Raw genomic sequence first — 22,222 nt, 5'->3', positions numbered from 1 at the left:
CCCGGAGCCCCTGCGATGACTGAAAACGTACTGCTGTTCTCCTACGGCACCCTGCAGGACAAGGCCGTGCAACTGGCCAGCTTCGGCCGCGAGCTGCAAGGCCGCGGCGACGCGCTGGTGGCCTTCCGCACTGACTGGGTGGAGATCACCGACCCGGCCGTGCTCGCCACCAGCGGCAAGACACACCACCCCATCGTCCAGTACAGCGGCGAGGAGGCCGACCGCGTGCCCGGCACCGTCTTCGAGATCACCCCGCAGGAACTGCTGGCAGCGGACGCCTACGAGGTATCCGACTACCAGCGGATCAATGTCCGGCTGCAGTCGGGCCTGCAGGCGTGGGTCTACGTGAAGGCCTGACAACAGGCCCGACTCGTTAGGCGCCTTGCATGGATTCATTAGCAGGGCTTCAGGGTTGGCTATTTCGCGATCAGCGACAGGTTGACCGCATTCTCCCACCAAGCCAGCTATTCCGGTGGCTGCAAGGCAGCTCCCGACTCGACGAGGGCTGGCCTGAATCAACTGGCCTGCGCGATTCGATCATTCCCAGCAGTTTTCCTCATGGGTTCGTGCGGTGACCGGTCAGTAGACTGTGGCCACTCGCGAGCAACACCTACCTGAAGTCCACTACCGAGAACTCCTTCATGAAACTGCTCACTGCCAGTGTCCTGTCCCTCGCTGCCCTGCTCGCCAGCCAGGCTTCCATGGCCGAAGAATCCGCCCTGATGACCAACCGCCTGACCAAGTCCAACTACCAGGCCATGCAGGCCACTCGCGCCAAGACCGACGCCGAGCAGCAGACCGCACAGAACGCCCAGCCGGAAGCCGAGAAGAAGGCCGGACAGGACAAGCACTGCTGATACTGCTGTACGCCGGGAGCGCGCCGTCGCTCCCGGTTCCCGCCTTTCCCGCTCCTTACCTGCCCTCCGCCCAGCCTGATCGCTGGTACGCCCGCTCCTGCACGGGCAATCCCCTGCCTGCCCTGGCATCATTCCGGCAACCACCCCACAAACATCAGCCTCAATTGATGTCAGCCCAATCAAATATGAATTTTTCCTGATGCGGCAGCACCCTACTCTGGCTCTGCGCTGCACTGACAGCGCCAGCTACTCAGCCGTCCCTAGAGACGCGGGTTCTCGATAACAACTCCAACTGCCCCGAGGATCTCCCATGCGCCTTCGCCCACTCATGCCTGGCCGTGAATCCCCCTTTTCCCTGAACACCGGAGGCCGGCATGTCTGACCTTCGCAGCTCCACCGTCGCCAGTGGCGACGAAAGCCTGCTCGCCAGCCACGGCTACCGCCAGGAACTGGACCGCGGGCTGAACCTGTGGTCCTCGTTTTCCGTCGGCTTCGCCACCATTTCCCCGGTCGTCGGCATCTACTCGGTGATGTCCCTGGGCGCCATGAGCGTCGGGCCGTCGTGGGTGTGGATCGTGCCGCTGTGCCTGCTGCTGCAACTGAGCGTGGCGCTGGTGTACGCCGAACTGTCCTCGCAGTTCCCCCTGGCCGGCGGCTGCTACCAGTGGGTGCGCCGACTGATCGGCGACCGCGCGGCCTGGTTCACCGGCTTCCTCTACCTGGCCTCTGCCCTCGCCTCGCTGACCACGGTTGCCTACCTGGGCGGCTTCTGGCTCGGTCTGCTGGTGACCGGCGAGCCGCCATCGGCCAACGCCCAGGTCCTCTGCGGCGCGGCGCTGTTGGCCCTGGGCCTTGGCGTGAACCTGCTGGGCATCAACCCACTGAAGTACTTCGTCAACGCCGGCATCTTCGCCGAGGCCATCGCCTCCATCGGCATCGGTGTGCTGTTGTTGCTGTTCTTCCGCAACCACTCCTTCGAGATGCTGTTCAGCAGCCTGAATGCCCTGGAAGTCTCCGGCGGCACTTACTGGTCGGGCTTCCTCACCGCGCTGGCGGTGGGCGGCTGGGCCTTCCTCGGCTTCGACGCCTGCTCGCAGATTTCCGAGGAAACCACCGATGCCCGCGTCTCCACGCCGCGCGCCATCCTGCGCTCGATGCTGGTCGTCGGGCTGACCGTGATGCTCACCGCCTTTGCCGTGACCCTGTCGTACAAGGACCCGGCCGCCGTGGTCAGCGGGCAGATCATCGACCCGGTGACCCCCGCCGTGGTGGACGCCTTCGGCGCCTGGGCCGAGCGGCCGTTCGTGGCCATCGTGCTGGTGGCCTTCGTTGCCTGCGTGGTGTCGGTGCAGACCTACATCGGCCGCGCCATCTTCGGCATGGCCCGCGATGAAATCCTTCCCGGTTCCGCCCTGCTGCGTCGCGTGGACAAGCGCAAGGTGCCGATGGCCGCGATGGTCTGCAGCACCCTGCTGGCCAGCCTGGGCCTGGCGCTGGGTCTGAACGCCACCGCAGTGGGCACGCTGATCGCCTTCGGCAGCGGCGGCTTTTTCTTCGTCTTCCTGATCGTTGCCGCCAGCGCGCTGTATGCCCGCCTGAGCGGTCGCTGGGACCCGGACAAGGGCGCACTGAAGCTGGGCCGCAAGGGCCTGCTGGTCAACGTCATCGCCGTGGCCTGGCTGGTGTTCGAGGCGATCAACGTGGCCTGGCCGCGGGAAATGCTTGCCCCACCCGGCGCGCCCTGGTTCCAGGTCTGGGCGGTGGTGGTGGTGTTCTCCGTGCTCGCCCTGTTCGGCCTGGCCTACCTGTTCATCGCCAAGCCGCACCGCCGCATCGCCACCAGCCTGAGCTTCGCCGGCCGCGCGGTCGGCTGAGCCTCCTCGACTGAATCAGCGGCGCCGGTGCGCTTCGGCGCCCTCCTTCCCTTCCTGCCTGGCCGGGCCGCCTTGCGCCCCGGCGCGGGCAGGTCATGCCTGCAATCCGGAGCTTCCCATGTCCACCCTGAACTACTGGAACTACCCCACGGAAATCCTCTGCGGCGTCGGCGCCCTCGACCAGTTGGCCGAGCGCTGCCGTCTCGCTGGAATGCGCAAGCCGCTGCTGGTCACCGACCCCGGCATGCTCGAACTGCCGCCGCTGCACGAAGTGCGCCGCCGCCTGGAAGCCGCCGGCATCGATTACGCGCTGTTCCACGGTTTCTCCAGCAACCCCGCGCTGGAGGAAGTCACTGCCGGCGCCCAGGCCCTGGCCGAAGGCGGCCACGACTCGCTGATCGCCCTGGGGGGCGGCAGCGCGCTGGATGCGGCAAAGGGCATCGCCCTGCTCAGCCGTGATGCCGATGGCCTGCGCCATTTCGAATGGTCACAGCTGATCGCGCAGTACCCGACCCTGGGCGATCATCCGGCCCTCGACCTGCCGCCGCTGATCGCCATTCCGACCACCGCCGGCACCGGGTCCGAACTGGGCCGCGAAGCCGTACTGACCGACACCTCGCGCGGCATCAAGATCGTCGTCGGCCACCGCGAATTGCTGGCCCGCTCGGTGATCCTCGACCCGGCGCTGACCGTCGGCCTGCCGAAGTCGCTCACCGCCGCCACCGGCATGGACGCCCTGACCCACCACCTGGAGTCGCTGTTCTCGCCGCTCTACCACCCCATGTCCGCCGGCGTCGCCATCGAAGGCGTGCGCCTGGTCAAGGAGCACCTGCAGCGCGCCGTCCACAACGGAACCGACCTGGCCGCCCGTGAAGGCATGCTGGTGGCTTCGGCCAGCGCCGCCGTAGCCTTCCAGAAGGGCCTCGGTGGCGTGCATGCGCTGGCCCATCCGCTGGGCGCGAAGCACCACAAGCACCATGGTCTGCTCAACGCGGTACTGTTGCCTTACGTGCTGGTTGCCAACCGCTCGGCCATCGAGGCGGACGCCACGCGACTGGCGCGTTATCTGGAACTGCCGGAAGCCAGCTTCGATGGCCTGCTCGGCTGGGTGCTGGAACTGCGCTCGTCCGTGGGCATTCCCCATACGCTCAAGGAACTGGGCCTCAATGGCGAAGACGCGCCGTGGGTCGGCGAGCAGGCGGTGGCGGATATTTCCTCTTCCGAAACCAACGCCCTTCCACTGCAAGCCGAGGACTACTCGCGCATCTATCTCAACGCGATAGCAGGACGGCTTGCATAACCCTTTACGGCAGGACGGCACCGGTGGAGGTTAACCGACGTCCTGCGCTCGGGTTCCGGATGACGGGCAGTGAAGCCTGCTCGTCGCCGGAGCCGTGCGGCCACTTCGGCCCAGGCCCCATCCTCTCCAATGGAAATAATGCAGATATCCAAATTGCAGAACCAATTCCGAATGACTCGATAAAATTAGAAGCCGGTCCCTCGGAAGTAACCGCACAACCGCCAGAATACGCAATCGGCCCTGTCATGAAAACAACGTCAGGAAACCACCATGTTCACAGACGAATTACTGGAGCGTACAACTTCTGAATGGGAAAGATTCGGAAAGGACACCGGCCGCAAAGATAAATACATAGCCCCGGACAAATCCACGACCACGGAAAAGTCCACCGGTGGCAAGCTCAACCCAAGAAAGGAAACTGTCGACCCCTACTCCAGCCGGATAGCCGATTACTGGTTGGCGGTAGAGAGCAAGGATTACAAGAGTCTGGTCAAGACCTATGCAAAGGACAAGGGCAAGCTCGATGGCACCATCAATATTGCCTGGTCGGCGGCTTTTATTTCCTATTGCATGCAAATGGCCGGGGCCGGTGCATCCTTTCCTTACTCGCCAGGGCACTACCGCTGGATATACAACTCGATCAAGAACAGAAAAACCAACAAGCTCTCCGCAAGCCTGGTTGGCTACCGTCCCGCAGAACTACCCTTGAAACCCGGCGATCTGCTGGGCAAGTCGAGGATCCCTGGAGTTGCCTATGACAACGTGCTCGATGTTGGCTGGTTTGAAAGCCATTCGGATGTTGTCGTCGAGGTCGACGCTGGCGAGAGCAAGGCATTCGTTATCGGTGGCAACGTCGGCCAATCGGTGAGCAAGGTCGAAGTGAAGCTGACTCCCGAGGGGCTGGTTGCGAACCCTGCTGAATGGCTCGTGCACATCAGAAACAACATTCAGTAACAGCGACCGGGTTTTCGACAGGGAGAGTAGCCATGGCTAACAACGAAGCCAGTCCATCATCAATTCTAGGCAACGGAAATACCGCACCCTTCATATCAGTTGCCCTGGGATACTGCCTGTTAATTTCACTGCCATTTATTGTCTTCCTGCTGATACAAGCATTAAGCAGCGGCCCGCAGGGAGAAAAGACCATCCCGGGATGGTTGTCGGAGACGACCTACGTGGTCATAGTCCGACTGGCGTTATTCAGTGCAGTTTTATGCTTTGGGGCTCTGGGATCGGCAATCAGCCTGATCTCCAGAGTACGCAACGGCGAAGCATTGCTTCCCGTCGTAACGGTACACGAACTGATATCGGTGCAGACCATTGGCGCTGTCTTTGCGCTAGTGCTTTCTCTCATTTTCATGGGCAACCTGATAGCCGGTTCCATCTTTCCAAGCTGGGACCCTTTCTACACCATCGTCTACTCCCCTCCTGCTTTTGCGAAGTTGCTGGTTTGGTCTTTCATCGCCGGGTTCTTCGAGCGTTTCGTCCCTCATATGCTGGACAATCTTTCGAAGCGGGCCGACGAACAGGAAGATGAGCAACCACGCCTTCCATTTCCCCGGAAAGACGTATCAGACGAAAAGAGCGAGTCGTGACTTAAGCCGACAGGCCGTGCACGCTCAGCAGGTCTTCTATGAAGGCGCGGGCGGCCTCGCTGCGGGGGCGCCCGGCGTAGGTGATCATGCTGTGCGTCACCTCGTAGCAGAGCTTCTCTGGCAGCAGCGGCTTCATCCGCCCGCGCTCGACCCAGATGTTCGCGTAGTGGGTCGGCAGGTAGCCCAGGTGCGTGCCGGCCAGCACCGAATGCGCCACCGCCTCCATGTGATGCGCGGTGGCGCTGCTGCGTTCGGGGCGGAACGGCAGCTCCTGGTCCGCCGGCAGAAAGCCATGGCGCACCCAGTTGTACTCGGCGATCTGCTTCAGCGTTGGCTTGCGCGCGCTGAACAGCGGGTGGCGCTCGCCGCAGAACACACCGATCTCCTCGGTGTACAGCGGCAGGTAATCCAGCGTCGGCCGGGTGCGGCTGAAGTAGGAGATCGCCAGGTCCAACTGCCCATCGATTACCGCCAACTCCAGCTCGGTCGGCGAGTTCACGTAGAGGTTCAGCTGCACGTCCTGCTCGCGACCGTGGAAGGCCGCCAGGGTCTCGTCGAAGCGCGCCTGCGGCAGGGTCGTGACGTTGTCCGCCAGCCCCAGGTACAGCTCACCGACCAGTTGCCCGGACAGCGCCTGCGCCTGGTCGCGGAACAGCCCGATGGCGTCGAACATCGCCTGCGACGCTTCGAGAATCCGCTGCCCCTTCGCCGTCAGGCGGAAGCCGCCCTTGCCGCGCTCGCACAAGCGGTAGCCCAGGCGTTTTTCCAGGCTGCCGATGTGCATGCTGATATTCGACTGGCTCATGTTCAGCTCGGCCTGCGCCGCGGTGAAGCCGCCGCACTTCACCACGGTGGCGAAGATGCGCAGCAGGCGCAGATCGAGGTCGGTGAAATTCCTGAGCATGGGCAGAGTCCGGCGCCGGGCGGGCGGCTAGTCTACTGCACGGGGCGGAGCCAGTCCCGCTGGTGCGATCCGATGGAATTCCCGGCGCGCCCGCGAGTCCCTGTCCAGGTATCCCTCAAAGCCCACCAGCAGGGAGAGACGCCATGCTGCTCGAAGGTTCCTGCCACTGCGGCGCCGTGCACTTCAGCCTGCACAGCGCCCACCCCTACCCTTACCAGCGCTGCTACTGCTCGATCTGCCGCAAGACCCAGGGCGGCGGTGGCTATGCGATCAACCTCGGCGGCGAGGCTGCCAGCCTCAGGGTGCGCGGGCGCAAGCACATCAGCATCTACCACGCGAAGATCCGCGAGGAAGGCCAGCGCACCCAGACCAGCGGCGCCGAGCGGCATTTCTGCAGCCAGTGCGGCAGCGGGTTGTGGCTCTACGATTCACGCTGGCCGGAGCTGATCCACCCCTTCGCCTCGGCCATCGACACGCCCTTGCCAGTTCCCCCCGAGCACACGCACCTGCTGCTGCGATCGAAGGCCGGCTGGGTCGAGGTGGAGGCCGGGCCACATGACCTGCAGTTCGACGATTACCCGCAGGAGTCCATCGCCCATTGGCACCAGCGCCTCGGACTGGAACAGTGACAGTCATGCGCGCCAGAACGGCTTGGCAATCTCCTGTGCCACCCGGTGGCGCGTCAGGCCGATGTCCTCGATCAGGTGCGGATTGGCCCTGGCCATGCAGGCGAGCTGGCGGCGGACCCGCGCACGCGTCTGCCAGAGCGCAAGCAGTTGCAGCAGGGACGGCAGGCTGAACGACCGGCGCGAGGCTTCCGGCAGCAGCAGGCGGGGAGTATGGTTCATGGCAACCTCCATTCGACTCGTGCCTCATGGGGCCGAGCATGGCGGTCGTCAGTGGCGCCGTCCTCAAGCGGCGCCAAACACTTCCAAAAACTTGCAAAGGGGGCGTCATGCAGCAATCGCGTCTGGCTTTCGGCCCCTTCGTGCTCGATGGCCCAACCGGCGTGCTCAAGCGCAACGAGCAGCCCGTCACCATCGGTTTTCGCGCGCTGAACCTGTTGCAGACCCTGCTCGAGCGGCCGGGTGAGATTCGTACCAAGGTCGAGCTGATGGATGCCACCTGGCCAGGCCTTGTAGTCGAGGAAGGCAACCTCACCGTGCAGATCGCCCACCTGCGCAAGGTGCTCGGCGAAGCAGCGGACGGCAGCTCGTGGATCACCACCGTGCCCCGTGTCGGCTACCGCTTCAGCGCTGCCGTGCAGCGCCTGGCGGACGCGCCGCGCACGCCGCCGGCCTTGCCGGAGGAGCCATCCATAGCCGTGCTGCCCTTCGTCAACCTCGGCGACGACCCGCAGCAGGCCCTCTTCGCCGACGGTCTGACCGAAGACCTGACCACTGAGCTTTCGCGGGTCGGCGGGCTGTTCGTCATCGCCCGCACCTCGGCCTTCGCCTACAAGGGCAAGTCCATGGACGTGCGCGAGATCGCCCGCGAGCTGGGCGTGCGCTACCTGCTCGAAGGCAGCGCGCGGCGTGCCGATGCGCGCGTGCGGATCAACGCCCAGCTGGTGGACGCCTGCACCGGCGAGCATATCTGGGCCGAGCGCTTCGAGAGCCGCCTGGAAGACCTCTTCGACCTGCAGGACCAGCTCACCGGGCAGATTATCCAGGCCCTGCTCGGCCACCTGCGCACACCGCTGCCGCGCAACCGGCCGAAGAACCTGGAAGCCTACGAACTCTGCGTGCGCGCCCGCCAGCTGATGGATGATTCACCGCTGGCCGCACGGGAAGCACACCTGATGCTCAGCCGCGCCATCGCCCTCGACCCGCAGTACGCCGAGGCGCGGCGCTGGCTGGCGATGAACCACTGGATGGGCTGGATACACAGCGGCGGCCCGACCACGCTTGAGCGCGAGGCCGCCCTGGCGCAGGCGCGCGAGGCCGTGGCCATCGACCCCAACGATGCCGGCTGCCGCTGGAGCCTGGCTTACCTGCTGAGCTACGAGCGTGAATACGCAGAAGCCGATGCGCAGTTCCAGCGCGCGCTCGAGCTGGACCCCAATGACGCCGACGCCTGGACCGCGCTGTCCGATGTCAGGGTGCTGGCCGGGCGCATCGACGAAGGCCTGGAGCACATCCGCCGGGCCTTTCGCCTCAACCCCTTCCCCGCCGGCTGGTACTACCTGACGCTGGGCCAGGCGCAGTACGCGGCGCGCGATTACCAGGGCGCGATCCAGACCCTGCGCCGCGACGAAACCTATCGCAGCAGCTCGCGGCGTTTCCTTGCCGCCAGCCTCGCGCAGCTGGGCCGGCTGGACGAAGCCCGTGCGGAAACCGAGTTCTTCCTGGTCACCAACCCGGACTTCAGCATCCGTCACTGGGTGGAGACCGAGCCCCTGCGGGACGGAGCGGTGCGCGAGCACTTCGTCGAAGGCTTCCGCAAGGCGGGACTGCCGGATTGACGGGTTGCGTCACCTCGTAGGGCGCATAACCCGGAACGGGGGATCCGCCGGCTACCCTGGCGGATAACGCTGGGGGCGTTATGCGCCCTACACCTGCATCACCCTTTGATTGAAACGGCGGGCGGACTTCGCGCCGGCATCACGGATTTGTAATCCACGCCCGCTAACTTGCTCGCCCACATTCCGCACCCCGGCACACAACAGCCGGAGCGGCCCGACCGGCGCTGCCAGAAGACGGACCATGACGGTAGACACGAGCACCTCGCGCAAGCAGTTCCTGATCCGTTCCGAGAACATGACCGCCGATGATTTCGGCGAGCTCTACACGCGGATGTTCGGCAACCTCTATTCGGGGATGCCGCGCCCCGAAAAGCCCATCGCCATCGGCGGGGTCTACGGCCGCTACGAGGGTGTGAGCTTCCGCCGCCTGAGCTTTCGCGGTGACCTGCTGGCCGAGATGCCGGACCTGGACGACGAGATCACCTTCATCTTCCCCAGCGCCGGCCGCGTCGTCTTCAACCAGTGCAGCGACAGCATCGGCCTGCCCAGCGTCGGTCTGGCCATGGAGAAGGCCTCGGTACGATCGGTCGGTTTCATCGACGGCCACGCGCACCATGGTCTATCCGTGCGCCGCTCACTGTTCGCCCGTCGCCTGGCGACCCTGCTCGGCCGGCCGATCAGCCACAAAGTGCGTTTCCAGCCACGGGTGGACCTGAGCAACGACGCCTTCCAGGGCATCAAGGCCATCGTCGCCATGGCCACCGGCAACGAGTTCGACCTGCTGATCAATTCCAGCGCGTTAATGCCGGCGCGCCTGCAGGAAATGCTGGTGGACTCGGTGCTGGAAATCTGGCCGCACAACTACAGCGACGCACTCAGGCGCCCCGCCCCGCAGATCGCTCCGCGCCACGTGAAGCTGGCCATGGACTACATCCAGGAGCATCCCGATGCGATGGTCAGCGGCAGCGACCTGGCCGAGCTGACCAACGTCAGCCTGCGTGCCCTGCAGGACGGTTTTCGCCGCTTCGTCGGCAGCTCCATCGTCGCCTACCAGCGCGAAGTGCGCCTGCAGCGCGCCTATGACGCGCTGCAGCAGGACAGCGCGCAGTCGGTCAGCGAGATTTCCCTGGCGCTGGGCTTCAGCAACGTCGGCCGCTTCTGCCAGTATTTCCAGAACGCCTACGGGGTGAGCCCGGCGGACCTGCGCAGGAACCTGACGCTGCCCGTGTAGGGCGCATGACCCGAACGGGTTATCCGCCGTACTCGCTCTTCGAATGCAAACGGCCCGGCGGGTATTCCCGACGGGCCGTTCTTACAGCGCGGTACCGATCAGAACTGGTAGCTGGCCTTCAGGCTGCCACTGGCACCATGGCTGCCGCTACCGCCCAGTACGCCAGCTTCGGCGCCGACGCTGAAGTCGCCCTGGCTGGCGGTCAGGCTGAACGCGCCGCTGAACTGGTCGCGGTTGTCGAAGGCGGCACGCTGGGAAACGTCCAGGCCCAGCAGGTGGCCTTCGCTGTCGACCTTGTAGTCACCCAGCGCGTGGTCGTAGCCCACTTCCAGGCCCGGCACCATCTGCCAGCCGCTACCCAGCGCCACGGGAGCGAAGGAAGCCTTGAGGTTGGCATAGGCGCTGCGGCGGTTCTCGCTCATGTCGTCGACGTCCAGCGCCAGCTCGCTGCCCTTCTCCTGGAAGCCGTCCAGGTCCAGGTGGCTGTAGCGCAGGCCGATGCTCGGCTCCAGGGTCACGCTGGATACCGCCGTGCGATAGCCCAGCGCGATGCTGCCACCACTGAGGTTGCCGCTGGTGTCGCCCTTGGCTTTACCCAGGCCGCCGCCGATGTCGCGCTTGCTGTCGTAGTCGAGCCAGCCGTAGCTGAGGTCGGCATCGACGAACAGGCCCTGCTCCAGGCCGTCGAGGGCAAAGCGCGCGCCGCCACGGATGAAGGTCAGGTCGGTATCCACGTCACCACCGGCGCCGCCGATGCTGCCCTTGCTGTAGCCGAAGCCGGCGTTGCCGCTGAGCTGCTCGGAGAAGCGCTGGGTCACGCCGATCATCATGCCCTGGGTGTGTTCGTTGCTGCTCTCGGCGCTGGAGGTGGCGGAGTTGCCCTGGTAGCCGGCCAGCGCGGTGGTCCACAGGCGGGTCTGCCCGGTCTTCAGGTCGACACCACTGGCATAGGGCGCGGCGGCGCGGTCGATCAGCGCATCCTGGCGCAGCAGGTAGCTCGCCGCGTCGGCATGCACCTGGCCGCCGACGGTGGACTCGACACCGCCTAGGGTGCCAGCGTCGATGGCCGACTGCAGGTAGTAGTTGTAGGCGGTGTAGTCGCCGGACAGGCTGCTGTTCTGCAACTGGGTCAGCAACTGCGCGCCGGCGGCAGCGTTGCCGGAGAGGCCGGCGACACCCGGCAGGGTGCTGTAGTAGACCATCTTGCCGCGCAGCACGTAGATGGTTTCCTGGGACAGGCCGAGGCCTTCCTTCAGGTAGTTGTCCATGGTGCCGTATTCGGCGGTCACTTCGTCCAGGCCGGCCTGCAGGTAGCTGGCCTGCACACCCAGCAACGGCTCATAGATGGCCGCCATGCTCGCCGGCAGCATCGCCAGGGTCGCCTTGACCCGCGCGGCGGTGTAGTCGTTGGTGGCCAGGTAGTTTTCCATGATGGTCTGGCTGTCCACCCCGGCGATGCTCAGCAGCACGGCGGCGGTCCAGCCGGTGCGGTCCTTGCCGGCGGTGCAGTGGAACACCGAGGCGCCGTCGGCGGCGGCCAGCTCGTTGAACAGCGTGGTGAACTGGCTGCGCATGCCGGCGTCGCTGACGAAGGCACGGTTGGTCTCTTCCATCATCTCGATGGCCTGGGCGGCGCTGGTGAAGGAGATATTGGTGACATTGGCGCCGGAGGTGGTGCTGCCGATGATGTCGATGTTCTGGTAGGTCGCACCCGCCGGCAGGGTGTCCGGCGTGCCGGCGATTTCGCTCGGGGTACGCAGGTCGAACACATCACTGATACCCAGGCTGTTCAGTACCGCCAGGTCCGTGCCCTTGGGCGTCAGCGCGTTGGAGCGGTAGAACACCCCGGAGCGCATCACACCATCGTTGGACGTGGTGTAGGCCGTGGTGGTGCCGGCGATGTCACGGAAGTTGTCGATACCGGTCAGGTGCGGAGTGTCCAGTGTGTAGGTCTCGGCCGCGTTGGCGCAGGCGATGGACAGACTGAGCAAGGACAGGCCGAGGGTGGATGCGGAAAGCAGAGCGCGATGGAACACGATGTAGCCTCTTTGAGCTTTGTTGGCGGGGGCTACTATCGGTGGCGCTCGGGACTCGAATGTGACAGTTCCGCGCCCGGTGCAAATGGGCGCGCGATCTGTCCGTGAGCTGCGTTTTCTGTCCGTGCGGCTAGTCTTCGCTGCGCCCGCCGGACTCGCGGTCGCGCTCGTAACGATGGCGCATGGGGAACGCCGGCAGCCACGCCTCGCGGCGGCAGGTCCAGAGTTCGTAGGTGGGCTGGAAGCGGTCCGGCTCGTCCAGCGCACCGAGGCTCACTTCCACTTCGTCGCCGCTACGGCCGAACACCGAGGAACCGCAGCGCGGGCAGAAGCATCGCCCCTGATACTCCTGCGTGTCGCCTTCGATACGCACGGCGCTCTCGGGGAAGATCGCCGAGGAGTGGAACAGCGCGCCATGGTGCTTGCGGCAGTCCAGACAATGGCAGATACCGACCCGGTAAGGCTGGCCCGTCGCCTCGATACGCACGCTGCCGCACAGGCAGCTGCCGGTGGTCTTGTCCATGTTTTAGCGCCTCTCGTGCCCGAAGAAGATGGGTTGACCGGCTCTGGCGGCGCCCGCTCCGCCAGTCCGACGCGTGGCAGATTTGGCCGTTTCGCGATATTCGTCGTCCGGATCGCGTGAGACAGCCAGGGTCCGCACGCCTAGCATAGGCCTCCCAATACGAAGAACCCGGCGCGCCCTGCCCGCGCGCCACACCTTGCTGCCCCGGAGTCCCATGTCTACCACCGCTTCTTCCCTGGCCACGCCGTCCGTGGCCAGCCAGGCCAGCCCGCTGGTCATGCGCGTGATCGGCGCGTGCGCCCTCGCCCACCTGACCAACGACCTGATCCAGGCCGTGCTGCCGTCGATCTACCCGGTGCTCAAGGCCAACTACGGCCTGAGCTTCACCCAGGTCGGCCTGATCACCCTGACCTTCCAGCTCACCGCCTCGCTGCTGCAGCCCTGGGTCGGCTACCACACCGACCGCCATCCCAAGCCCTGGCTGGCGCCGCTGGGCAGCATCTGCACGCTGATCGGCATCCTCATGCTGGCCTTCGTCGGCAGCTTCCACGCCATCCTGCTGGCCTCGGCGCTGGTGGGCATCGGCTCCTCGACCTTCCACCCGGAAACCTCGCGCATCGCGCGGCTGGCCTCCGGCGGGCGCTACGGTCTGGCACAGTCCACCTTCCAGGTCGGCGGCAATGCCGGCAGCGCCTTCGGCCCGCTACTGGCGGCGGCCATCATCATTCCGTACGGCCAGGGCAACGTGGCCTACTTCGGCCTGTTCGCGGTGTTCCTCGTTGGCGTGCTCTGGGGCCTGAGCCGCTGGTACAGCCACCACCTCAACCTGTTCAAGCTCAAGGCCGGCGGCGTGGCCACCCACGGGCTGTCCAAGGGCCGGGTGACCGCGTCCCTGGTGGTGCTGGCGCTGCTGGTGTTCTCCAAGTACTTCTACATGGCGAGCTTCACCAGCTACTACACCTTCTACCTGATCGAGAAGTTCGACCTCTCGGTGGCCAGCTCGCAGCTGTACCTGTTCGGCTTCCTCGGCGCGGTGGCGGCCGGCACCTTCTTCGGCGGCCCGGTGGGCGACCGCATCGGCCGCAAGGCGGTGATCTGGTTCTCCATCCTCGGCGTCACGCCCTTCACCCTGGCGCTGCCCTACGTCGACCTGTTCTGGACCAGCATCCTCAGCCTGGTGATCGGCTTCATCCTCGCCTCGGCGTTCTCGGCCATCGTGGTCTACGCCCAGGAACTGGTGCCGGGTAACGTCGGCATGATCGCCGGAGTGTTCTTCGGCCTGATGTTCGGCTTCGGCGGCATCGGCGCGGCCTTCCTCGGCCACCTGGCCGACATCCACGGCATCGAGTACGTCTACAAGCTGTGCTCGTACCTACCGCTGCTGGGCTGCCTGACCATCCTGCTGCCGTCCACCAAGAAGAAAGCGTAAGCCTTCTGCCGCCGGCCCCGAGCCGGCGGCAGACCCTTCGCCCGGCCGTTCGTGCGGGGGCAAATGTAATGGATTGTTGTAAAGCGCCCCGAGCCTCGCCGGCGATACATTTGCGCCGCCTGGGCCACGGGCCATCACTGTTAGCCTTCCCGAAATGCAAATAACTCGCATTTGCCGGAGAGCTTTCCGTCCATGTCGTCCCGCCTGAACCTCACTCCCGTTACCCGTTCCGAAGCACCTCTCACCCTCGCCCCCATCGTCGGCCTCGCCACCTTCATGGCGATCCCACTGAGTGCCTGGGCGGATCAGCCGCCCACGACCGATGACCAGGACGCCCTGGCCCTGCCCGACAGCACCGTGCAGGCCACCCGGGAATCGCCTTACAAGGTCGACCGCGCCAGCTCGGCGAAGAACACCGAAGCGCTGCGCGATACCCCGCAGAGCGTCACCGTGCTTTCCGAGACGCTGCTCAAGGAGCAGAACGCCCAGAGCCTGAAGGACGCCCTGCGCAACGTGCCGGGCATCACCTTCAACTCCGGCGAGGGCGGTGGTGGCGTCGGCGACAGCCTGACCATCCGCGGCTTCAACGCCGACGGCAATATCTACCGCGATGGCGTGCGCGACCCGGCCAAGTACTCGCGCGACGACTTCTTCAACACCGAAGGCGTGGAGGTCTTCAAAGGCTCCAGCACTGCCGCCTGGGGCGTCGGCGCCGTCGGCGGCGCGGTCAACCTGGTGACCAAGACCCCACAGCTGGACGACTTCAACCTGCTCAGCGGCGGCGTCGGCACGGCCAACTTCAAGCGCGGCACGCTGGACGTGAACCACCGCATCGACGGCCTCGGCGAAGGCGCGGCCTTCCGCGTCAACGTGATGGGCGCCAACACCGGCACCGACGGCCGCAACTGGGTCGGCGACGAGCGCTACGGCTTCGCGCCGTCCCTGGCGCTGGGCCTGGGCACCGACACCCGCGTCACCCTGGCCTATGAGTACCTGCACGACAACGCCACGCCCGACTACGGCATCCCCACCGTCAACGGCAGCAACGGCAGCTCGCCGCACCGCGCCGGCGGCGCCAGCTGGAGCAGCTACTGGGGCTGGCGCAACCTCGACTACGAGAACAACGAATCGCACCGGGTGAACCTGAAGTTCGCCCACGACTTCAACGACGCCCTGAGCCTGGACAGCCGTTTCACCTGGTTCCACCTGGACCACGACTTCTTCGTCACCACCCCCGGCGGCGACCCGAACGCCGGCGCGCCCGGCATCCAGGCCGGCAAAGGCATCTATCGGCGCAACATCAACACGCCACTGCGCGAGCAGACCAACGAGACCTACAGCAACCAGACCAACCTGACCTGGCGCGTCGACACCTTCGGCATCGGCCACACCCTGGTCGGCGGCTTCGACCTGAGCAAGCAGACGCTGGACTCGAAGACCGGCGCGCTGTCCGCCGCCAGCCGCAACGCCATGGGCAACCTGCCGGTGGCCAGCAACGACTGGTCGAAGTACCCCTACGCGCTGGACACCTACACCTCCGCCAAGCAGTCGGTGGAGCAGCTGGACAAGGCCTTCTACCTGCTCGACACGCTGAAATTCGACGAGCACTGGCAGCTGCACCTGGCTGCCCGCCAGGATCACTTCGACACCCGCGTGCTGGACAGCCAGACCCGCGCCAGCCAGAGCGCCGCCTGGGTCGACAAGGGCAGCTCCTCGCAGAACGAGAAGCTCACCAGCGTGCACACCGCGCTGACCTACAAGCCGGTGGAAAACGGCAGCCTCTACGTCAGCTACGCCAACGCCAGGCAGCCTTCGGGCGTGCTCGCCGTGGCGCAGACTGGCAGCATCGCGTCGACCAAGGGCGACCGTGGCAAGACCTACGAAGTGGGCAGCAAGTGGGAGTTTCTCGACGGCCAGTTGGCGCTCAATGGCGACGTTTTCGAGACCAAGCGCCAGTTGACCTACATCGATGACGAGGAGCTTTCCGCCTACACCGGCGGCGAGGAGCGGGTACGCGGCGTCGAGCTGTCCGCCAGCGGCAACATCACCCGCAACTGGTCGCTGTACGCTGCCTACGTGCACCAGAACAGCAAGCTGGTGAAGCCCTACAACGGCTCGGACAAGGGCGTGCAACTGGCCAACACCCCGCAGAACGCCCTGAGCCTGTGGAGCACCTGGCAACTGCCGGACGACCTGGCTCTGAGCTATGGCGTGCAGTACGTCGACGACGTGAAGATCTACCCCGGTCTGGGCTCGACAATGACCCGCGCCGGCCAGACCACGGTGCCCGGCTACGTGGTGCACGACGCCATGATCAGCTGGCAGGCGACCCAGGACGTGCAGCTGCGCCTGAACGTCAACAACCTGTTCGACAAGCACTACTGGAGCCAGTACAACGGCCGCGGCTACGGCGTGCCCGGTGCGAGCCGGGGTGCGGTGCTGAGTGCGGACTATTCGTTCTAAGTGAGGACAGCCTGCGCCGAGCCTGCTTTTCGTAGGATGGCGTGGAGCGAAGCGATATCCATGCTGCAGTCGGGTATCGAGGCCGCTCGGGGCCGGTTACGGAAACGCTGCTGGCCCGTCCATCTCTTCAACCGCGAACCTGTCCGCCAACAGGACTCCCTCCCCGGAAACCCGGCGTGCGGGTTCGCGACCCAATCCCCGCTCCTGCAGGGGAATCGAAACCTGTCGATTGTCCGCACGAGGGCCGGCGGGATTTTGTAGGAGTGTTCTACTTCAGGCCCCGCGGTCGAACAGCAGCGTCGCTTCCAGCCCGCCACCGTTGCGGTTACGCAACTCCAGCCGACCATGGTGCGCCGCGGCGATGGTCTGGGCGATGCTCAGCCCCAGCCCATAGCCGCCGGTGGAGCGATTGCGCGACGGCTCCAGCCGGTAGAAAGGCTCGGTCACTCGCTCCAGCTGCTCCGCTGGAATACCCGGCCCGCGATCCAGCACACGGATACGCAGAACCTGTTCGCTGTCCTCGACCTCGATATCAGCACCACCGGCATAACGGATGGCGTTCTCCAGCAGATTGAGCAGCGCCCGCTGCAGGCTCAGCGGGTAACCGGCCAGCGGTTGCAGCGCGCGCCCGGACAGTGAAACCCGCTCGCCCTGCTCCTCGAAATCCGCCTGCAGGCTCTGCAGCAGCGCGTTCACATCGAGGTGCTGCCGCGCCTCGTCGAGGTCGCTGCCGCTGATGAAATCCAGGGTCGCGGTGACCATGCCTTCCATGTCGTCGAGGTCTTTGCGCATCTTCTGTCGCGCGGTCTCGTCGTCAAGCATCTCGGTGCGCAGGCGCAGGCGGGTGATGGGCGAACGCAGATCGTGGGACACGGCCGCAAGAAAGCGCATGCGCTCGCCGAGGTTGTGGATCAGCCGCTGCTGCATGGCATTGAATGCGCGGGCGGCGCGGCGCACTTCCAGCGGGCCTTCCTCGGCCAGCGGCGGCCGCTGGATGTCCTTGCCCAGGCCTTCGGCGGCGCGCGCCAGCTTGTCCAGCGGACCGATGGCCAGGCGCACTGCCAGCAGGGCCAGCAGCACCACCACGAGGATGCGCAGCAGGTACAGGCGCAGCAGGTAATCCAGCGCCACGTCGAGGGTCGACTGGCTGCTCCAGCCCTGCCCTTCGATCATCGCGATGCGCAGCCAGCGGCCATCGTCCAGCGGCGCCTCCAGCAGCAGGTGCGCCTTGACGCCATTGCCGGTGAAAAGCCCGGTCAGCCCGCTGCGCTCGCTGGCGCCCTCATGCAGTTCCACGCGCAACAGGCGCAGCCCTTGTGAGTCGCCGCCCTGATCGTGAACCGCGCGACGAAGCAGGCGCTCGGCCGCTGGATCGAAGGAGCCATCCGGCTCGTCCGCCGAATCCACCAGGCGCGCCTCGAACCCCGGCCGATCGAGCGCGCTCAGCGCCTGCGTAAAGCTCTCCGGCTGACGCTGGTGCAGGTGCTGCAGATCAGTCAGCCGCGCGGCCGCCAGGCGCAAGGGAATCTCCAGCGCCTGGGTGTGGCGCACGTCGTACCAGATGCTGCCGGTGAGCACCTGGGCGGCGATCATCCCGCCCACCAGGATCACCACCAGCCGCCCGAACAGCGTGCGCGGCCACAGGCGCATCAGGCGCTGACCACGTCTTCGGCGGTGAGCATGTAGCCCTGGTTGCGCACGGTGCGGATCAGCTTCGGTGACTTCGGGTCGTCTTCCAGGTGCTGGCGCAGGCGACTGACGCAGACATCGATGGCACGGTCAAATGGCAGGCGCTCCTTGTCGAACACCTGGCGCAACAGGAAGTCACGGCCCAGCGGGCGATTGGGATGCTGCAGCAGCAGGCGCAGCAGGCGGAAATCCGAGCCGGCCAGGGCGATGCTCAGGCCGGCCGGCGAGCGCAGGTGGCGGGCGCGGGTGTCCAGCTCCCAGCCGGCGAAGCGCAGGGTCGCCGCCTCGTCCACCTGGGCGCGCTGCGGGAAGCTCTGCACCCGTCGCAGCACCACCTTGATCCGCGCCAGCAGCTCGCGCGGGTCGAAGGGTTTGGGCAGGTAGTCGTCGGCGCCCATCTCCAGGCCGATGATGCGGTCGATCAGCGTGCCGCGCGCGGTGAGCATGATCACCGGTACGTCGCTGCGCGCTCGCAGGTCGCGGCACAGGGTCAGGCCGTCCTCGCCGGGCAGCATCAGGTCGAGCACCACCAGGTCCACCGGCTGCACTTCCAGCTGGCGCTGCATCTCGCGGCCATCGGCGGCGGCGGACACCTGGTAGCCCATGCCCTTGAGGTAGTCGGCCAGCAGTTGGCGGATCTCGGGGTCGTCGTCGACGACGAGGATGTGGTCTGGCCTGGACATCGGGAAACTCGCGGCGGGTCGCTATCGTTCCGACTGTCGGCAGGGGCTGCACGGCGCAAATGTAATGGAATGTTGTGGCGCGGGATTTCGCGCCCCTCCAATACAAAGCCGCCCGGCTCGCCCGCGACGGCAGCGGTAGAGTGGATTGCAAATGCGATTAATTCTACTTCATGCCCAGGTCGTTCCGCATGCCCTTCCTGTCGTCCCGCACTTCCCGCTCCCGTCTGACTCACGCCTTCGCCACCCTCGCCCTGCTCTGCCTCGGCTGGTTCGGCCTCGCCCTGCCCGCCCAGGCGCTCACTGTCACCGACGTGCTCGGACGCAAGGTCGAAGTGAACGGCAACGCCCAACGCGTAGTGCTGGGTGAAGGCCGACTGTTCTTCGCCCTCGCCCTGCTCGACCGCGACAATCCCTTCCAGCGCGTGGTCGGCTGGCAGAACGACGTGCGCCTGCTCGACCCGCACACCTTCGACGTCTACGCCCAGCGCTTCCCCCAGGTGAAGCAGATTCCGCTGATCGGCCAGGCCTCGGAGCAGAGCGTCAGCGCCGAACAGATTCTCGCGCTGAAGCCAGACCTCGCGGTGTTCAGCATCGCTGGCGAAGGCCCGACCCAGCACAGCCCGATTGCCGACATCCTCGCCGCCGCCGGCGTGCCGGTGCTGTTCGTCGACTTCCGCGTGCACCCCATCGAGGGCGTGCGAACCAGCCTGACCGCGCTGGGCTCGGCGCTCGGTCGGCAGGCCGAGGCGGACCAGTACCTGAAGTTCTACGACACCCACCTGCAGCGCATCCGCGATGGCGTGGCCGGGCTGGACGACGCGCACAAGCCCAGCGTGTTCCTCGAACTGCTGGCCGGCGTCTGGCAGGCGCCGGGCCACACCACCGGCAAGAGCGGCCTGGGCAGCGTGATCGACACGGTGGGCGGACGCAACATCGCCGCCGGCGTGGTGCCCGGCGCACTGGGCGACATCAGCGTGGAGTACGCCCTGTCGGCGAAACCGGATATCTACATCGCCACCGGCAACCGCAATCCGGGGCTGATCCTCGGCGCCGGCGTCAGCCAGCAGCAGGCCCGCGAGAGCCTGCAGAAAGTCCTGCAGCGCCCCGAGTTCGCCACCCTCGACGCCATCCGCAACGGCAAGGCCCACGGCCTCTGGCACGACTTCTACAACTCGCCGTTCAACATCCTCGCCATCGAAGCCATGGCGCGCTGGGTCCACCCGGAACGCTTCGCCGATCTCGACCCGGCAAAGACGCAGGCGCAGATCAACCAGGACTTCCTGCGCATCAGCCTGGACGGCACCTACTGGATCGACGCCGGCCAGTCTGAATGAACGCCGCCCTGGACAAGATCGACCTGCAGCAGGCACGCCACGAGCGCCGGCTGCAACTGCGCCGCCGAGGGGCGGTGCTGGTCGCGCTGCTCGTCTTGCTGCTGGGCTCAATGGCCTGGGACCTGCTCAGCGGACCGTCCGGGCTGACGCCCGCCGCGCTGTTCCATGGCCTGCTGCATCCGGGCGAACTGGAGCCGAGCCAGCGGGTGATCATCTGGAACGTGCGCCTGCCTTACGCGGTGATGGCGCTGCTGGTAGGCGGCGCGCTGGCCCTGGCCGGCGCGGAAATGCAGACCATCCTCGACAACCCCCTGGCCAGCCCCTTCACCCTTGGCGTGTCCTCGTCCGCCGCACTGGGCGCCTCGCTGGCGATCTTCTTCCATCTGGGCAACGCCTGGCTCTCGGCCAACGCTGCGGTGTCGCTGGCGGCCTTCGTCTTCGCCTGCCTGTCGCTGGTGCTGCTGCAACTGCTTTCGCGCCTGCGCGGGGGCGGCGTGGAAAGCCTGGTGCTGTTCGGCATCGCCCTGGTGTTCAGCTGTAATGCGGCGGTGGCACTGCTGCAGATGATGGCCAGCGAGGACGTGCTGCAGCAGCTGGTGTTCTGGACCCTCGGCAGCCTCGCCCGTGCCGACTGGCACAAGGCCGGCGCGCTGGCCCTGGTGCTCGTGCTCTGCCTGCCGTTCTCCCAGGCGGCGGCGTCAAAACTCACCGTGCTGCGCATGGGCGAAGACCGCGCCCGCAGCCTTGGCGTGGACGTGCGCCGCCTGCGCCGCTTCGCCCTGTTGCGTATCTGCCTGCTGTCGGCGTGCGCGGTGGCCTTCGTCGGCACCATCGGCTTCATCGGCCTGGTCGGCCCACACATCGCGCGCATGCTGATCGGCGAGGACCAGCGTTTCTACCTGCCGGCCAGTGCGCTGGTCGGCGCGCTGCTGCTATCGCTGTCGTCGGTGGCCAGCAAGCTGCTGATGCCGGGATTGATCGTGCCGGTGGGCATCGTCACCGCGCTGGTGGGTGTGCCGATTTTCATCACGCTGATCTGCCGGGGAGGACGCAGCGCATGAGCCTGCTCGCACAGAACCTGACGGTTGCCTACCGCCATCACGCGGTGGTCCACGACGTGACGCTGCCGGAGCTCAAACGCGGCACCCTCACTGCCCTGATCGGCCCCAACGGCGCGGGCAAGTCCACCCTGCTGCGCGGCCTTGCGGGCCTTGAGCGTGTACGCGGCGTCCTCAGCCTGGACGGTCAGTCACTCGCCTCGCTGTCGGTTGGCGAACGCAGCCGGCGCATCGCCTACATGCCGCAGAACCTGCCCGGCGGCATCGCCCTGAGTGTGCTCGACGCGCTGCTCGCCAGCCTGCGGGTCAACCCATTCGACACCGAACTGCGTCGCGCCGACCCGCTGGCCGCCGCCCTCGAAGCGCTGCGTCGGGTCGGCATCCTGCACCTGCGCGACCAGCGCCTGGACCGCCTCTCCGGCGGCCAGCGGCAGATGGTCAGCCTGGCCCAGCTGCTGGCGCAACGCCCGCAGGTGTTGCTGCTGGATGAACCCACCAGCGCGCTGGACCTGAACTACCAGCTGCGGGTCATGCAGTGCGTGCAGGAAGAAGTGCGCCGCCACGGCCTGATCGCCATTGCCGTGCTCCACGACATCGGCCTCGCCGCGCGCTATGCGGATCAGCTGGCGGTGCTGAACCAGGGCCGACTGGTGGCTGCCGGGGGCGCCGAATCCATCCTCACGCCGCAACTGTTCGGCGAGGTGTACGGCGTGCAGGCGCGGGTAGAACGCTGCTCGCGGAAGACCTTGCAGATCATCATCGACGAATTGGCCTGCTGAGCC

Annotated in this window: 20 protein-coding genes; 14 read left to right on the top strand and 6 right to left on the bottom strand. The window is 66.1% G+C overall.

Annotation, left to right across the window (positions count from 1 at the left end; all coding sequences use genetic code 11):
* Positions 1–15: 15 nt before the first annotated feature.
* From IB275_RS13925 to IB275_RS13900, 6 genes are all read left to right on the top strand, one after another.
* Positions 16–357 carry a gamma-glutamylcyclotransferase family protein gene (locus tag IB275_RS13925; protein ID WP_192295616.1) on the top strand — a complete coding sequence of 114 codons (342 nt, stop codon included), beginning with the start codon at positions 16–18 and terminating at the stop codon, positions 355–357.
* A gap of 284 nt (positions 358–641) precedes the next feature.
* Complete coding sequence (locus IB275_RS13920; RefSeq protein WP_192295615.1) at positions 642–857, top strand: hypothetical protein; 216 nt, start codon at positions 642–644, stop codon at positions 855–857.
* A gap of 374 nt (positions 858–1,231) precedes the next feature.
* Positions 1,232–2,731 carry an APC family permease gene (locus IB275_RS13915; RefSeq protein WP_192295614.1) on the top strand — a complete coding sequence of 500 codons (1,500 nt, stop codon included), beginning with the start codon at positions 1,232–1,234 and terminating at the stop codon, positions 2,729–2,731.
* Between the two features lie 118 nt (positions 2,732–2,849).
* Complete coding sequence (locus IB275_RS13910) at positions 2,850–4,031, top strand: iron-containing alcohol dehydrogenase (protein ID WP_192295613.1); 1,182 nt, start codon at positions 2,850–2,852, stop codon at positions 4,029–4,031.
* A gap of 270 nt (positions 4,032–4,301) precedes the next feature.
* Entirely contained in the window at positions 4,302–4,985 is a 684-nt protein-coding gene (locus tag IB275_RS13905; RefSeq protein ID WP_138214397.1) for a DUF2272 domain-containing protein, read from the top strand.
* A gap of 32 nt (positions 4,986–5,017) precedes the next feature.
* Positions 5,018–5,626, top strand: coding sequence for a hypothetical protein (locus IB275_RS13900; protein WP_192295612.1), 609 nt, complete (start codon positions 5,018–5,020; stop codon positions 5,624–5,626).
* A 1-nt stretch (position 5,627) separates the two neighbouring features.
* Here IB275_RS13900 and IB275_RS13895 read toward each other — a convergent pair whose 3' ends face one another.
* Positions 5,628–6,530 (bottom strand): LysR family transcriptional regulator, encoded by a 903-nt coding sequence (locus tag IB275_RS13895; RefSeq protein ID WP_192295611.1) that lies wholly within the window; start codon positions 6,528–6,530, stop codon positions 5,628–5,630.
* A 143-nt stretch (positions 6,531–6,673) separates the two neighbouring features.
* Between IB275_RS13895 and IB275_RS13890 the strand changes: the two genes are divergently transcribed.
* The gene (locus tag IB275_RS13890; RefSeq protein ID WP_192295610.1) at positions 6,674–7,159 is read left to right on the top strand and encodes a GFA family protein; all 486 of its coding nucleotides are present in this window, start codon (positions 6,674–6,676) and stop codon (positions 7,157–7,159) included.
* A gap of 3 nt (positions 7,160–7,162) precedes the next feature.
* On the opposite strand, the gene IB275_RS13885 is transcribed toward IB275_RS13890, so the two are convergent.
* On the bottom strand, positions 7,163–7,378 hold the full coding sequence (locus IB275_RS13885) for a DUF1127 domain-containing protein (RefSeq protein WP_225601954.1): 216 nt from the start codon (positions 7,376–7,378) through the stop codon (positions 7,163–7,165).
* A gap of 107 nt (positions 7,379–7,485) precedes the next feature.
* Between IB275_RS13885 and IB275_RS13880 the strand changes: the two genes are divergently transcribed.
* Positions 7,486–8,994 carry a winged helix-turn-helix domain-containing tetratricopeptide repeat protein gene (locus IB275_RS13880; protein WP_192295608.1) on the top strand — a complete coding sequence of 503 codons (1,509 nt, stop codon included), beginning with the start codon at positions 7,486–7,488 and terminating at the stop codon, positions 8,992–8,994.
* 241 nt (positions 8,995–9,235) lie between these two features.
* The gene (locus IB275_RS13875) at positions 9,236–10,225 is read left to right on the top strand and encodes an AraC family transcriptional regulator (RefSeq protein ID WP_192295607.1); all 990 of its coding nucleotides are present in this window, start codon (positions 9,236–9,238) and stop codon (positions 10,223–10,225) included.
* 98 nt (positions 10,226–10,323) lie between these two features.
* Here IB275_RS13875 and IB275_RS13870 read toward each other — a convergent pair whose 3' ends face one another.
* Together IB275_RS13870 and IB275_RS13865 are read right to left on the bottom strand one after the other, a co-directional pair.
* Complete coding sequence (locus tag IB275_RS13870) at positions 10,324–12,261, bottom strand: tyrosine-protein phosphatase (protein WP_318652567.1); 1,938 nt, start codon at positions 12,259–12,261, stop codon at positions 10,324–10,326.
* 130 nt (positions 12,262–12,391) lie between these two features.
* On the bottom strand, positions 12,392–12,784 hold the full coding sequence (locus IB275_RS13865; protein WP_192295606.1) for a GFA family protein: 393 nt from the start codon (positions 12,782–12,784) through the stop codon (positions 12,392–12,394).
* A 214-nt stretch (positions 12,785–12,998) separates the two neighbouring features.
* Here IB275_RS13865 and IB275_RS13860 point away from each other — a divergent pair, with 214 nt between their 5' ends.
* The gene (locus IB275_RS13860) at positions 12,999–14,213 is read left to right on the top strand and encodes an MFS transporter (protein WP_192295605.1); all 1,215 of its coding nucleotides are present in this window, start codon (positions 12,999–13,001) and stop codon (positions 14,211–14,213) included.
* A gap of 192 nt (positions 14,214–14,405) precedes the next feature.
* Complete coding sequence (locus tag IB275_RS13855) at positions 14,406–16,676, top strand: TonB-dependent receptor (protein ID WP_192295604.1); 2,271 nt, start codon at positions 14,406–14,408, stop codon at positions 16,674–16,676.
* Positions 16,677–16,949: 273 nt separating this feature from the next.
* On the opposite strand, the gene IB275_RS13850 is transcribed toward IB275_RS13855, so the two are convergent.
* Complete coding sequence (locus IB275_RS13850) at positions 16,950–18,326, bottom strand: ATP-binding protein (protein ID WP_192295603.1); 1,377 nt, start codon at positions 18,324–18,326, stop codon at positions 16,950–16,952.
* Positions 18,326–19,048 (bottom strand): response regulator, encoded by a 723-nt coding sequence (locus tag IB275_RS13845; RefSeq protein WP_081516932.1) that lies wholly within the window; start codon positions 19,046–19,048, stop codon positions 18,326–18,328. Before IB275_RS13845 ends, IB275_RS13850 begins: the two co-directional genes overlap by 1 nt.
* A gap of 188 nt (positions 19,049–19,236) precedes the next feature.
* On the opposite strand from IB275_RS13845, the gene IB275_RS13840 reads away from it, so the two are divergent.
* Genes IB275_RS13840 through IB275_RS13830 form a run of 3 tightly spaced genes read left to right on the top strand, consistent with a single transcriptional unit; the run spans position 19,237 to position 22,219 of the window.
* On the top strand, positions 19,237–20,382 hold the full coding sequence (locus IB275_RS13840; protein WP_192295602.1) for an ABC transporter substrate-binding protein: 1,146 nt from the start codon (positions 19,237–19,239) through the stop codon (positions 20,380–20,382).
* A complete protein-coding gene (locus IB275_RS13835) occupies positions 20,379–21,443 on the top strand; it encodes a FecCD family ABC transporter permease (protein ID WP_192223210.1) in 1,065 nt (354 codons plus the stop codon). Before IB275_RS13840 ends, IB275_RS13835 begins: the two co-directional genes overlap by 4 nt.
* Positions 21,440–22,219 carry an ABC transporter ATP-binding protein gene (locus IB275_RS13830; protein WP_192295601.1) on the top strand — a complete coding sequence of 260 codons (780 nt, stop codon included), beginning with the start codon at positions 21,440–21,442 and terminating at the stop codon, positions 22,217–22,219. Before IB275_RS13835 ends, IB275_RS13830 begins: the two co-directional genes overlap by 4 nt.
* Positions 22,220–22,222 lie beyond the last annotated feature (3 nt).

The organism is Pseudomonas sp. PDM21, assembly GCF_014852505.2.
Taxonomy (GTDB): domain Bacteria; phylum Pseudomonadota; class Gammaproteobacteria; order Pseudomonadales; family Pseudomonadaceae; genus Pseudomonas.
Note: the sequence above shows the minus strand (reverse complement) of the source record. Positions and strands in the feature narration are given on the sequence as shown.

What these genes read in the sequence shown, in the direction of transcription:
- IB275_RS13890 (WP_192295610.1), top strand. Translation starts at nt 6,674, where the DNA reads ATGCTGCTCGAAGGTTCCTGCCACTGCGGCGCCGTGCACTTCAGCCTG.
- IB275_RS13920 (WP_192295615.1), top strand. Translation starts at nt 642, where the DNA reads ATGAAACTGCTCACTGCCAGTGTCCTGTCCCTCGCTGCCCTGCTCGCC.
- IB275_RS13900 (WP_192295612.1), top strand. Translation starts at nt 5,018, where the DNA reads ATGGCTAACAACGAAGCCAGTCCATCATCAATTCTAGGCAACGGAAAT.
- IB275_RS13910 (WP_192295613.1), top strand. Translation starts at nt 2,850, where the DNA reads ATGTCCACCCTGAACTACTGGAACTACCCCACGGAAATCCTCTGCGGC.
- IB275_RS13835 (WP_192223210.1), top strand. Translation starts at nt 20,379, where the DNA reads ATGAACGCCGCCCTGGACAAGATCGACCTGCAGCAGGCACGCCACGAG.
- IB275_RS13860 (WP_192295605.1), top strand. Translation starts at nt 12,999, where the DNA reads ATGTCTACCACCGCTTCTTCCCTGGCCACGCCGTCCGTGGCCAGCCAG.
- IB275_RS13925 (WP_192295616.1), top strand. Translation starts at nt 16, where the DNA reads ATGACTGAAAACGTACTGCTGTTCTCCTACGGCACCCTGCAGGACAAG.
- IB275_RS13915 (WP_192295614.1), top strand. Translation starts at nt 1,232, where the DNA reads ATGTCTGACCTTCGCAGCTCCACCGTCGCCAGTGGCGACGAAAGCCTG.
- IB275_RS13875 (WP_192295607.1), top strand. Translation starts at nt 9,236, where the DNA reads ATGACGGTAGACACGAGCACCTCGCGCAAGCAGTTCCTGATCCGTTCC.
- IB275_RS13840 (WP_192295602.1), top strand. Translation starts at nt 19,237, where the DNA reads ATGCCCTTCCTGTCGTCCCGCACTTCCCGCTCCCGTCTGACTCACGCC.
- IB275_RS13905 (WP_138214397.1), top strand. Translation starts at nt 4,302, where the DNA reads ATGTTCACAGACGAATTACTGGAGCGTACAACTTCTGAATGGGAAAGA.
- IB275_RS13865 (WP_192295606.1), bottom strand. Translation starts at nt 12,784, where the DNA reads ATGGACAAGACCACCGGCAGCTGCCTGTGCGGCAGCGTGCGTATCGAG.
- IB275_RS13855 (WP_192295604.1), top strand. Translation starts at nt 14,406, where the DNA reads ATGTCGTCCCGCCTGAACCTCACTCCCGTTACCCGTTCCGAAGCACCT.
- IB275_RS13895 (WP_192295611.1), bottom strand. Translation starts at nt 6,530, where the DNA reads ATGCTCAGGAATTTCACCGACCTCGATCTGCGCCTGCTGCGCATCTTC.
- IB275_RS13885 (WP_225601954.1), bottom strand. Translation starts at nt 7,378, where the DNA reads ATGAACCATACTCCCCGCCTGCTGCTGCCGGAAGCCTCGCGCCGGTCG.
- IB275_RS13830 (WP_192295601.1), top strand. Translation starts at nt 21,440, where the DNA reads ATGAGCCTGCTCGCACAGAACCTGACGGTTGCCTACCGCCATCACGCG.
- IB275_RS13845 (WP_081516932.1), bottom strand. Translation starts at nt 19,048, where the DNA reads ATGTCCAGGCCAGACCACATCCTCGTCGTCGACGACGACCCCGAGATC.
- IB275_RS13880 (WP_192295608.1), top strand. Translation starts at nt 7,486, where the DNA reads ATGCAGCAATCGCGTCTGGCTTTCGGCCCCTTCGTGCTCGATGGCCCA.
- IB275_RS13850 (WP_192295603.1), bottom strand. Translation starts at nt 18,326, where the DNA reads ATGCGCCTGTGGCCGCGCACGCTGTTCGGGCGGCTGGTGGTGATCCTG.